Annotated in this window: 12 protein-coding genes; 7 read left to right on the top strand and 5 right to left on the bottom strand. The window is 53.6% G+C overall.

The window, feature by feature from the left end; all coding sequences use genetic code 11:
* Positions 1-7 precede the first annotated feature (7 nt).
* Genes hypD through hypB form a run of 5 tightly spaced genes read left to right on the top strand, consistent with a single transcriptional unit; the run spans position 8 to position 3,814 of the window.
* Positions 8-1,096: a hydrogenase formation protein HypD gene (hypD, locus tag ACYQ8U_RS02435; protein WP_459943920.1), complete on the top strand. Its 1,089-nt coding sequence runs from the start codon at positions 8-10 to the stop codon at positions 1,094-1,096.
* Positions 1,097-1,098: 2 nt separating this feature from the next.
* Positions 1,099-2,112, top strand: a complete 1,014-nt coding sequence (hypE, locus tag ACYQ8U_RS02430; RefSeq protein ID WP_459943919.1) for a hydrogenase expression/formation protein HypE — start codon at positions 1,099-1,101, stop codon at positions 2,110-2,112.
* A 21-nt stretch (positions 2,113-2,133) separates the two neighbouring features.
* Positions 2,134-2,625, top strand: a complete 492-nt coding sequence (locus ACYQ8U_RS02425) for a HyaD/HybD family hydrogenase maturation endopeptidase (RefSeq protein WP_459943918.1) — start codon at positions 2,134-2,136, stop codon at positions 2,623-2,625.
* A 44-nt stretch (positions 2,626-2,669) separates the two neighbouring features.
* Positions 2,670-3,017 (top strand): hydrogenase maturation nickel metallochaperone HypA/HybF, encoded by a 348-nt coding sequence (locus ACYQ8U_RS02420; protein ID WP_459943917.1) that lies wholly within the window; start codon positions 2,670-2,672, stop codon positions 3,015-3,017.
* 23 nt (positions 3,018-3,040) lie between these two features.
* Positions 3,041-3,814, top strand: a complete 774-nt coding sequence (gene hypB, locus ACYQ8U_RS02415; RefSeq protein WP_459943916.1) for a hydrogenase nickel incorporation protein HypB — start codon at positions 3,041-3,043, stop codon at positions 3,812-3,814.
* Positions 3,815-3,818: 4 nt separating this feature from the next.
* Here hypB and pta read toward each other — a convergent pair whose 3' ends face one another.
* From pta to tsoR, 3 genes are all read right to left on the bottom strand, one after another.
* Positions 3,819-5,936: a phosphate acetyltransferase gene (gene pta, locus ACYQ8U_RS02410; protein WP_459943915.1), complete on the bottom strand. Its 2,118-nt coding sequence runs from the start codon at positions 5,934-5,936 to the stop codon at positions 3,819-3,821.
* Positions 5,937-6,210: 274 nt separating this feature from the next.
* Positions 6,211-6,663, bottom strand: a complete 453-nt coding sequence (tsoA, locus tag ACYQ8U_RS02405; RefSeq protein ID WP_459943914.1) for an LULAXC motif selenoprotein TsoA — start codon at positions 6,661-6,663, stop codon at positions 6,211-6,213.
* Between the two features lie 25 nt (positions 6,664-6,688).
* Entirely contained in the window at positions 6,689-7,048 is a 360-nt protein-coding gene (tsoR, locus tag ACYQ8U_RS02400) for an ArsR/SmtB-type metalloregulator TsoR (protein ID WP_459943913.1), read from the bottom strand.
* 335 nt (positions 7,049-7,383) lie between these two features.
* Between tsoR and ACYQ8U_RS02395 the strand changes: the two genes are divergently transcribed.
* On the top strand, positions 7,384-8,463 hold the full coding sequence (locus tag ACYQ8U_RS02395; RefSeq protein WP_459943912.1) for a uroporphyrinogen decarboxylase/cobalamine-independent methonine synthase family protein: 1,080 nt from the start codon (positions 7,384-7,386) through the stop codon (positions 8,461-8,463).
* An 81-nt stretch (positions 8,464-8,544) separates the two neighbouring features.
* Here the strand turns inward: ACYQ8U_RS02395 and ACYQ8U_RS02390 are convergent, their stop codons facing one another.
* Complete coding sequence (locus ACYQ8U_RS02390; RefSeq protein ID WP_459943911.1) at positions 8,545-9,045, bottom strand: rubrerythrin family protein; 501 nt, start codon at positions 9,043-9,045, stop codon at positions 8,545-8,547.
* Between the two features lie 173 nt (positions 9,046-9,218).
* Between ACYQ8U_RS02390 and ACYQ8U_RS02385 the strand changes: the two genes are divergently transcribed.
* Positions 9,219-10,415 carry a class I SAM-dependent rRNA methyltransferase gene (locus tag ACYQ8U_RS02385; RefSeq protein WP_459943910.1) on the top strand — a complete coding sequence of 399 codons (1,197 nt, stop codon included), beginning with the start codon at positions 9,219-9,221 and terminating at the stop codon, positions 10,413-10,415.
* A 28-nt stretch (positions 10,416-10,443) separates the two neighbouring features.
* On the opposite strand, the gene ACYQ8U_RS02380 is transcribed toward ACYQ8U_RS02385, so the two are convergent.
* Entirely contained in the window at positions 10,444-11,676 is a 1,233-nt protein-coding gene (locus tag ACYQ8U_RS02380) for an aminotransferase class I/II-fold pyridoxal phosphate-dependent enzyme (RefSeq protein WP_459943909.1), read from the bottom strand.
* Between the last annotated feature and the right edge of the window lie 257 nt (positions 11,677-11,933).

The raw sequence follows: 11,933 nt of genomic DNA, 5'->3' as shown, positions 1-11,933 counted from the left end.
TTGTACGATGAAACACCTCGATGAATACCGTGCCGGCGACTTGACGAAACCGCTGGTCGAAGAACTGAAAAAAGCCGTCAGCAAACCTCTCCGGGTGATGGAGGTGTGCGGCTCACATACCATGGCCATCTTTCGCAATGGACTGCGAACTGTCCTGCCCGAAGGCATGGAGCTCGTCTCCGGCCCCGGCTGCCCGGTCTGCGTCACCTCCGCCTCCCATATGGACGCCTTCATTGCCATGGCCGATCGCCCCGGTGTTCGGGTAACCATCTTCGGCGACCTGTTTCGCGTGCCTGGTACCTCCACCTCCCTGGCCCAGGCCAGCTCCCGCGGGGCAAAAATCGACATCGTCTACTCGCCGATGGATGCCCTGGACCTGGCCATGCAGCATCCCGAGGAGCTGGTGGTTTTTCTTGGTGTCGGCTTTGAAACAACCACGCCGGGCATCGCGGCGACCATCCTTGTGGCACACAACCGAGCGGTCAAGAATTTCGTGGTCTTTTCCACCCAGAAAACCATGCCGGCACCGATGGAGGCGTTGCTCAGTGATGCGAATTTACAGATTGACGGCCTGCTCTGTCCCGGCCATGTCTCGTCGATCATCGGCGCTTCAGCCTGGCAGCCAATGGCCGAAAAATACCATCTGGCCTGCGTGGTCGCCGGCTTTGAAACCGCCGATCTCTTGAAAAGTCTTATTCTCCTTGCCCGCCAGATCGGCAAAAACGATATCAAGGTAGAAAACGCCTACCCCCGCGCCGTGTCCTGGGAAGGCAACCTGCGCGCCCGGAAGATGGTCGAGGAGATATTCGAACCGGCCGATATGGACTGGCGAGGCCTTGGTCGCATTCCGGCCAGCGGACTAAAGATTCGCCCGAAATACGCCGCCTTTGACGCCGAGGTACGGCTCGATATCACCCTGCCCCAGGCAGAAGAGCCGAAAGGCTGCATGTGCGGCAACATCCTCAAGGGGATGAACAATCCGCGGGAATGCCCCCTGTTTGACACCAGATGCACTCCGGCCAACCCGGTTGGTCCGTGCATGGTGTCGAGTGAAGGCACCTGTGCCGCCTACCATAAATATGGCCGGGATATTTAATTATGTCTGAAAAAACCATCTTACTCGACCACGGCAGCGGTGGTCTGGCCAGCCAGCAGCTGATCAGCGAACTCTTTCTCAAACATCTCGACAGCCCCATTCTGCGTGGCCTGGAAGACAGTGCCATCCTGGAGAACAGGCCGGGAAGGCTGGCCTTCACTACGGACAGCTATGTGGTCGATCCAATTTTTTTCCCCGGCGGCGACATCGGCAAACTCGCCGTCCATGGCACCATCAACGATCTGGCCATGCGCGGCGCCACGCCCTACTGCCTGAGCCTCGGCCTCATCCTGGAAGAGGGACTGCGCTTTGATGAACTCGAACGGGTCATTATTTCCATCAGCGAGGCGTGCAAGAAAGCCGGGGTGCCGGTGGTGACCGGCGATACCAAAGTGGTGCCGAAAGGCAAGGGCGACAAGATTTTCATCAACACCTCCGGCATCGGTTTTGTCGATCCGTCCATTGATATCTCCTCAAAAAACGCCAAGGTCGGCGATGCGGTCATTCTCTCCGGAACCATGGGCGATCACGGCATCACCATCATGACCCGGCGGGCGGGAATCTCCGTGCAGGGCGACCTGCACAGCGACACCATGCCGCTGCATACGCTGGTTGCCGCCCTGTTGCGGGAACTGCCGGGCGCCGTGCATGCCCTGCGCGACCCGACCAGGGGCGGGGTCGCCTCGACCCTGAATGAGATTGCCGAAAACAGCGGTCTCGGCATCGAGCTCTGCGACGAAGACCTGCCGGTACGCCCGGAGGTTCGCGCCGCCTGCGAGCTGCTTGGACTGGAGCCGCTCTATCTGGCCAATGAGGGCAAATGCCTGGCGATCGTCAGCGGCGACAAGGCCGAACGGGCCCTGGCCGTCATGCGGGCGACTCGCGAAGGGCGAGAGGCGGCGATCATCGGCAGACTCGTCGCCGAAAAAGCCGGCAGAGTGATCATCAATACCCCGGTCGGCGGCGCACGTGTTGTCACCCCGCTGCACGGCGTCCCTCTGCCACGCATCTGCTGATGAACGTACGGTAAGGAAATTATGCAAACGAAAAAAAAAATCGGCATCGCCGGCATTGGCAACTTTATCCTGCGCGATGAAGGATTCGGTGTCCATGTGGTCCACTATCTGCAAGAAAATTACTCCTTCCCGGACAATGTGGAAATCCAGGATATCGGTACTGCGGGCATCTACATGGCGCCGTTTCTCGAGGAATGCGACCCGGTATTGGTCATTGATGTCGTCGATATTGCAGGAGAACCGGGGTCCTTTCATTTTTTCACCCTCAATGATGTCAAGGCCGGTAATTTTCAGACCCGCATGTCACCCCATCAACTCGGCCTGCTGGAGATTCTCGAAGTATCGAAACTGCGTGACGCCGCCCCCGAGCAGATTGAGTTTTATACGGTCATCCCCAAGGAGCTGGAAGAATCCATCGAGCTGTCCGATGTGGTCGAGCAACGCAAGGTTGAAGTGGCCGCAATGATCCTTGGCCGCCTTGCCGAGATGGGTGTACAGGTAATCAGGAAATAACACCACGGCAGCTTATTAAATTTCTGCCTACCGGAAAGACGCTTATGCATGAAATTTCACTCGTTCAAGGACTCTTCGCCCAACTAAAAGAACTGGCTGCGGCCAATAATGCCACCAGGATCATCAGCGTAACCATGGAAATCGGTCCCCACTGCGGTGTTGTCGTCGATTCTTTCCAGTTCGGTTTTGATATTATCTCCGCCGATGACGCCCTGGTCTGCGGGGCAAAACTGATTATCGAGGTGCCGCCGGTCAGCTATCGCTGCACGAATTGCCACCACGTCGAGGTCACCGCCGGCGATAAACCGGACGAGTGCCCCGCCTGCGGCGAGTTACTGCTTATTGCCGACGGCGGCAATGATCTTATATTGCGCCAGGTGGAATTGGAATAAAAATAATTAAACGAGGTACTAAAATGTGTGATACCTGCGGCTGCCCCAGCCCCTCAGACCATAACCACGATCATCATGACCATGATCATTCCCCGGCGCATGGCCACAGCCACAGTAAAATTGTGGATGTGCATGCCAGTCTCTTTGCGGCAAACGACGCTTTGGCCCGAGCCAACCAAGAACATTTCGACGAAATAGGCGCGGTCGCCCTCAACCTGATCAGCAGCCCCGGTTCCGGCAAAACCACCCTGCTCGAACACACCATCGAGGCCCTGAAAGGGGAAATACGTATCGGGGTTATCGAAGGTGATATTGAAACCGAACGTGATGCCGATCGCATCCGGGCAAAAGGTGTTCCGGTCATTCAGTTGACCACCGGCGGCGCCTGTCATCTTGACGCGGCCATGACCCATAAGGGCTTTCATCGGCTGCAGCAAGAACCGGGTGGGCAGGACATCGACCTGCTCTTCATCGAAAATGTCGGCAACCTGGTCTGTCCGGCCACCTTTGATCTTGGCGAACATGAACGGGTGGTTCTGGTGTCCGTCCCGGAAGGTCCGGATAAACCGGCAAAATACCCCAAAGCCTTTACCAGTTCGCATACCTTCGTCATCACCAAGACCGACCTCCTGCCCTATTTTGATTTTCCGGTAGCCGAGGCAACCGGTGATGCCCTTCGACTCAATCCGCATCTGCGAACCATGGATCTCTCGTCGACGACCGGCACCGGCATGGAAAAATGGCTCGATTATCTGCGGGAATTAGTGCACAAGATGCGGGCAAAGAAGAAGGCATAGGCAATTATTGACTTTTTTTGTCGGCATATGCCTGCACTGCGGTGATTGCCACCGTATTGACAATGTCCGGCACCAGACAGCCACGGCTCAGATCGTTCACCGGTTTGCGCAAACCCTGCAGAACAGGACCGACGGCAATGGCCCCGGCTGATCTCTGCACTGCTTTATAGGTGTTGTTGCCGGTATTGAGGTCGGGGAAGACAAAAACCGTCGCCCTGCCGGCCACCTTACTCTCGGGCATTTTCGTTCTGGCGACCTCCATATCCACGGCTGCATCGTACTGAATCGGCCCCTCAATCTCCAGACCGGGATAAAGCGTCTTGGCCATTTCCCGAGCAATTTCAGTAGCTTTTCTCACCTTTTCCACCTGAAGCCCTTTGCCGGACCTTCCAGAGGAATAGGACAGCATGGCCACCAGTGGATGAACGCCAAACAAGGCCGCCGTCTGGGCGGAGCTGATGGCGATCTCCGCCAGCTGTTCCGCAGTCGGGTCCGGATTCACCGCACAGTCGCCATAGGCGAGCACCCGATCGTTCAAGCACATGAGAAAGACACTGGACACGACCGAATAGCCGGGCTTGGTCTTAATAAACTGAAAAGCGGGACGTATGGTATCAGCGGTGGTATGCGCCGCGCCGGAGACCATCCCGTCGGCGTGCTCCTTATAGATCATCATGGTGCCGAAAAAATTCAAATCGACCATGATATCCCGGGCATTATCCAGGGTTATGCCCTTATTCTTTCTCAGCTGGTAATAGGTTTCCACATAATCTTCCAGCAGCACTGAAGTCCTTGGCTCAATGATTGTTGCCTTCTGCAGATGCAATCCCAGACTTCTGATCCGCTCGTGTATCTTGTCTTCCCGACCAAGAAGGGTTAAATCGACCACGTCACGACGCAGGAGGATTTCCGCAGCGCGCAGCACCCGTTCATCTTCACCTTCCGGCAGGACAATATGCTGTTTGTTCGCCTTGGCCCGCTGCAGCAGCTGCGATTCAAACATCTTCGGCGTCATGATGGTGGTCTTGGTCTTGATAATCCTGTCACTGAGCTCATCCATATTGATGTGCCGTTCAAAAACCGCCAGCGCCTGGGTAATCTTTCTGGTATTGTCCGGGGTAATTGCCGCATGGATGTTATCAACGCGAATCGCCGCCTGGAAGGTATTCTCATGCACCGAGATTATCGGCACGGTCTGCTTAAATCCTTCAATAACCTTCTGTACCGGTTCTTCCGGAACGAGTCCGCCGGTCAGCATGATCCCGGAAATGTTCGGCATGGTCAACGACTCTCCCGCGGCGAGACAAGCCAGGATGACATCCGAGCGGTCACCGGGAGTGATAACCAGCGTGCCGTATTCTATTCGACCAAGCAAATTCCTCAGCTGCATGGCGGCGATGGTAAAACTGCGTACATGACGGGTAAGGTTTTCTTCGCCATAGAGGATCTCGGCATGCAACAGGCGGGCGACCTCCCCGACGGAAGGATTGCCGAGGTTTTCATTATTAGGAATGACATAGACGAGTTTTTTCCTGCCGATATTCTCCATGATAAGTCGATGTTCCATTGCTTCAGCGAGTACCGGATCGACCCTGTTGACGATAGTCGCCACCAGATCACAACTCCGTTCAGCCAGGGACTCGTAGTACACCTTGACGGCACGAACGACCTCGTCGACCGTCTTGTTTTTCGCCCCGGCGACAAGCATCATCGGACAGCCGAGATTGTTACTTATGTCGACATTGATGTCAAAATCAAAGGAGGATGCCGCCCCGGTCAGCTCAATACCTTCGCACAGAACAAAATCTGACTTTTCAGCGAGATTATTGTACTGGGCCATTATGCCATCGTGCAGTTCAGCATTTTTCCCCAAAGCAATCAGCTGGCTCGCCTCGGCAACGGTATAGGCATACATCTCATCATAGTCGGCACAGAGATGGTACTGATGTTTGATAAGGTTGATAGTATTGTCCTGCTCATCTTTCGACTGATCGACGTCGATCAGCGGTTTGAAAAATGCTACTTTCTTGATATTTCTGGTCAGGAGTTCCATCAGGCCAAGAACGATCGCGGATTTGCCGCTGCGCTGTTCGGTTCCGGCCACATACAATTTATTCGCCATTGATTTTCTCTTTTACAAAACTGGAAAAAGACGCGAGGCGATAATCAACCTGGCATCGGTAAATGAACTTCAGATAAGACAATAAGGGCCTTTACCGTAGAGACAAGGCTACAAAAAAAGCGCGGAGTATACCTCATTTACCTGGGATTTTCCAGCTTTTAACGAAAAAAGACCACCCCTGCATATCTCGCAAAAATGGTCTATCAGTAAGCTGTATTATACGGTGTGCGACATGACCGCCAGGACCAGAAGGAATGATGGCCATTTTTCATGATCATTGAGCTTTTTTGGACTTTTCAAGCTTTGACATGAGAAACGTCGCACCCCTCAGAGAAAGGCCTAATTTGTCAGCCAATTCCTTGTCACTTATCGGGCCGTGTGTTTTGACAAGTGCCTGCACTTCCGCTTCCAGTTCTTCCAGCCAATCCTCAAAGAGAATGAGCAGATCAGGGTCGGTAATCGCCATCAGCTGCCTCGACTGAGCAACCTTATCGACAAGGCTCTGGCACATTTGTTCTGGGTCGACACCTTCGCCCATGCATTCGGCCAGTCAGAGATGGACCATGCTGGCTATCTTGTCTTGTCCGGATTCCCCCAGGAGGTTCATGATGAACTGGTTTCGCCCTTCTTCTCCGAGCAGCGGCAGCAGCTGTTTCAGGGCAGCCGCTGTCTGGGTCGCAGCCTCTTCCGGATCCATAGTGGTAAGTATTCTTGCAATTTCGTTCATGGGAAACCAATATCCTCCTGCAGTTTTAAAAGGTTGTTCGTGCCGTTAGCAGATCCTTCGCTATCGAACGCAGACTGCCGATTGCCCCAAGAATCCGGGGATTGGAGACTTCGTAGTATATAAAAGGCCCACTGCGTTCTATTTTTACCAGTAAGGACCTCTTCAATTCTTTCAGATGATGGGAAACAAGCGGTTGAGAAAGACCCAGTTCTTCGACTATGCTCCCTACCGCCTTCTTCCCTCGACTGATACAGAGGAGAATTTTCAATCGATTTTCATCGGACAGGCTTTTGGCCAGGAAAGCGACCGCCTGGAATTCGTCGTCAACGAGTATCAATCCCTTATCGGTTGATGTAGATGTGGTTTTTTCCGTTACTTCATGCATTGCCTATTCTCCTACACATATTCCTGCATTGCTTCAGTGTCCTGTTTACCAGACGGTAGACCAAAGCATATAAACTTATATTTATATGAGAAACTATATTGCTTTTCGAACTCTGTCAAGAACAACGCAGGGATCAAGCAATACATGCAGCCAGAAAACAGACAGCAGATGATCTGGTGATGCTGGCGATTACCGGCAGAGCAAAGGCTTATAATGAAAATTACTGTAAAAAAACCTGGAGAAACAGCTATACTGGTTTTCTACTGCTGGTTCACGGAAAACCTTATTCGTGCAGGCATGCGTTACACATACATATCAAGGAGGTATCGATCACTATGTTCCACGCCAATTGTCGCCCCATATTAATAGGTAGTCTGCCTCTTCTCGACCACGATCAAGCAATGCAGCTCATCGCCCGTTCCACGCCGGAAATCCCGCTGTGGCCGCAGCTGCCGAAACATCCCCGGGAAGGCATGATACGTCAGTTCCTCACCGGCTTTCCAGGTCTTGTCGATCAGGGCAGCCGCTACTGGATTGATACCGGCAGTGAGGGGTTCGAGCAGGAGATGGCCGCCTTTTATGAAGACTACATGCGCGCGGAAGAAGATCCGCAGTTTTTACGAAATTCCCGATTTGCCCTGGGGATGGACTCGGCACCCGGTTTTTTTGCCCTGCAAAATTACCTGCAGAAGGAGCACTCGCCGCATCTCACCGCCAAAGGGCAGATCACCGGCCCGGTCACCACCGGCATCGGTGTTAAGGAGCAGCACGGCAAGTCGATCTTTTACGATGATAATCTGCGCGATATACTCATCAAGCTGTTGTCGATGAAGGGACGCTGGCAGGTTGCCGAACTGCTGGGATTCACCGGGCAGACGCCGCCGATCATTTTTATCGACGAACCCGGTTTTGTCAGCTTTGGTTCGAGTGGCTTTGGCGGTATTTCACGGGAGATGGTTGCCGAGGCGGTAGCCGAAGTGATCACCACTATTCAACAGGCGGGAGGTCTTGCCGGGGTACATATCTGCGCCAACGGTGACTGGGGTCCAGCTCTGAACTCGGCTGCCGACATCATCAGCTTTGACGCCTATTTCTATTTTGACAACTTTATCTTATACAGGGAGCAACTGATCGACTTCCTCACCCGCGGCGGCATTTTGGCCTGGGGTATTATTCCAACGAGCGATCCGCTGGTGGTTGTCAGAGAATCCGTCGCGTCACTTTTCGGCAAGTGGCAGGAGCAACTGGAGTTTTTGACGACCTTCGGTTTCAGCAGGCAGCAGCTCATGCAACAGACCTTCATCGCCCCTTCCTGCGGCACAGGATCCTTGACCGTAGAACTGGCTGAAAAAGTACTGTCGATGACGGCGGAACTGGCGAACAGGGTGCGGAAAGATCTGCCGGAGAGCAAATAACCGACAACTTTCAGCCGCCGAAGGTGCTGTAACTGCCGAAAAACTATTTTTTCCAGGCAGTTACAGCACGAAAAGTACTTTTTAATCTACCTGGACAAATATTTTTCCCAGGGCGCCGCAGACCGGACATTTTTCCGGCGGGTTGCCGAGCTCGATATAGCCGCAAACCGGGCAAAGATAAAAATCAGTTACATCCAGATCCACCCCGGCTTTGACCGCCTCAAGGGCTTTGGCATAGATTCTTGCGTGGACTTCTTCGGCATCGACGGCAAACTTAAACATGGTTTTTGCCTTATGGCCGTCCGCCTTGGCCAGTTCCACCATTGGTGGGTACATCTCGGTAAACTCATAGGTTTCACCATCGATGGCCGCCTGCAGGTTTTCCGCGGTCGAGGCGATCATATCCAGTGACTTGAGATGTCCTTCGGCATGGATACGTTCGGCTTCGGCGGTGGTACGAAAGAGCTTGGCGATATTGGCAAAGCCCTCTTTTTCGGCCTTCTTGGCAAAAGCCTGGTATTTCTGGTTCGCCTGGCTCTCTCCGGCAAAGGCATCATGCAAATTTTCCGTTGTTGTCGCCATGTATTCCTCCTTGATTGATGTAAACGATTAACTGCATTTGTGGTATGTTACTGCTGGCAATGTGCCAATGAAGATAGCATCTTTTTGCAAAATCTGCTTATAAGAATCAAGCTTTTTTACAACATCATTATCGCCTTGATCCAGTCGGCAAACTCTATTCAATACCTTATGCAATGCCTGTAAAACATAAAAAATTACGCCTGAATCGTCATGAAGAACGTCGACTGCGCGGCGGTCATCTGTGGATATACAGCAACGAAGTCGATACTCGGCAGACCCCCCTGAAGGAATTTGTGCCGGGGGAACAGGTTCGCGTAGAGACGTACAACGGTAAATTCCTTGGGACAGCCTACGTCAATCCCCATTCCCTGATCTGTGCCCGGCTTTTCAGCCGCGATGACCAAGGCCTCGACCGAACGCTGCTTATGCATCGGCTGGAACTGGCCTTGCGCCTGCGCAACCGTTTATTCGACCACCCCTTTTACCGTCTGGTCTATGGCGAAAGTGATCTGCTGCCCGGCCTGGTCGTCGACCGCTTCGGCGCGCATCTCAGCGTGCAGCTGAACAGTGCCGGCATGGAGGTGCTGAAAGCGGACATCATCGACACCCTGATCGCCCTGTTGCAGCCGGAATCGATCCTCCTGCGCAACGACGGCAGCATGCGGCAGCTGGAAGGACTGCCCCGGCTGGTCGAAACCGCCTACGGTACATCGCCTGCGGAAGTCGAACTGCTGGAAAACGGCGTCAAAATGCTCGCCCCGCTGCACGTCGGTCAGAAAACCGGCTGGTTCTACGATCAACGACCAAACCGAGCCCTGCTGCAACGCTTTGTACAGGGCAAACGGGTTCTTGATGTGTTCAGCTATGTCGGCAGTTTTGCCGTCCAGGCGGCGGTCTTTGGGGCAAAGGAGGTAATGGCGGTCGATGCCTCGCGTTTTGCTCTGGAAATGGCAGAAAAAAACGCCGACCTGAACGGGGTAGGGGAAATTTTCAGCGGCGCCCAGGGGGACGCCTTTGATGTCCTGAAAGCATTCAGGCAGGACGGAGAAAAATTCGACGTCATCGTCGTCGATCCACCGGCATTTATCAAGCGCAAGAAAGATCACCAAGAGGGCTTGCGGGCCTATCACCGCATCAATGAACTGGCGATGCACCTCCTCGTCGACGACGGCCTGTTGCTGTCGGCCTCCTGTTCCATGCATCTGCAGCGGGACGAATTGCTGGATGTGCTGCGCAGCGGCGGCCGCCACCTCGACCGCCATGTGCAGATACTCTTTGAAGGCATGCAGGGTCCGGATCACCCGGTGCATCCGGCCATCCCGGAAACCCGCTACCTGAAAGCCTTTCTGGCCCGGGTCTCCAAGGAATGAGACCGGGTCGCAAAGGGTGCCTGCCTGCTTATTTGCTCAGTTGAAACGTGCCGGCGGCAACTTCGTTGTCGATATCCTTCAGCGCCCGTCGCATCTGCTTGAGGGCCTGGCTGACTCTGTTTTCGTTTTCAACCAGGGCCAACCGCAGATAGTCGTCACCTTCAATGCCGAAACCTGCGCCCGGCGCCAGGGCGACGTTGGCCCGATTCATCATCTCGATGGAAAATTTTATTGAGCCCATTTGCACGTATGGCTCGGGGATCTTCACCCAGAGGAACATCCCCGCTTTCGGGGTCTCGACCTCCCAGCCCATTTTTCGCAAACCGTCGCAGAGAAAATCCCGGCGTTTCTGGTACACAGCCACCTGTTCGGTGATCTGGTCATCGCAATCCCGCATAGCGACGATCCCGGCCACCTGGATAGCCGAAAAAATACCATAATCGTAGTACCCTTTGATCTTCGACAAGCCGCTGATCATTTCCTTGTTCCCGACACAATAACCAAGACGCCAGCCGGCCATGTTATACGACTTGGAAAAGGAACCGAATTCCACCCCGACATCCATGCCTCCGGGTACTTCGAGCAGACTTGGCGCCACCAGCCCGTCAAAGGTTATCTTGGCATAGGCAAAGTCGTTGATGACCATAAAGTTGTATTTTTTAGCCAGCCTGACCACTTCAGTAAAAAACTCTTTCGAGGCCAGGGTTCCGGTCGGATTGTGGGGATAGTTGAGCATGAGCAGCTTTGGGCCGGGGTAGAGCGACTTGCACATCATGACAATCTGCGCCAGCATGGTGTCTTCCGCACTGAGTTGAATACGCAGAACATTGGCGCCGGCGATGACCGCGGCATAGACATGGATCGGGAAGGCCGGTGCCGGAGTCAGTACCGTATCTCCCGGTCCGAGCAGCGCCAGGCAGAGATGGGAAATACCCTCCTTGGAGCCGATGGTGCAGATAACATCATCTTCCCCGGTCAAGTCCACGCCATAATTTCGTTTATAATAGAGGGCGATTTCCCGTTTGAGGTTTTTCATACCGCCAGCCACCGGATAACGATGCACCTTCGGGTCAATGGCAACCTCGCAGAGTTTATCGGTTACCGGGCCGGGCGTCGGATCAATGGGGTTGCCCATGCCCAGATCAATAACATCATCGCCCTTCCAGCGCTTTTCCATTTTCATTTTATTGATCATACCAAACAGATAGGGCGGCAATTGATTCATGCGCTCGGCAAATCGTATCTTAAATTGTTCTTCCATAGGTATCCTTTTGATTATCCTCTCGACACGGCGGCCCGAAAAGAGCCTGCTCGTCAGTAAATTTGATGGATTGTATTAGTACAAACATATCCGGCTATCCTACCATTTTCCATTTACCTTGCCAATCAGGCGGTATTGAATTGAGCAATATTATTTTCCAAGGGCAACCGAGAACCGGTGAATTACCGCAATTGCCAAAAAGAATCACGGTCAGAAAGCTTCGAAAGGGGGTATGGCAGGATACGAGAATAGGCCTT

This window comes from Desulfocastanea catecholica, from assembly GCF_054657295.1.
This window is presented reverse-complemented; position numbering and strand designations above follow the sequence as displayed.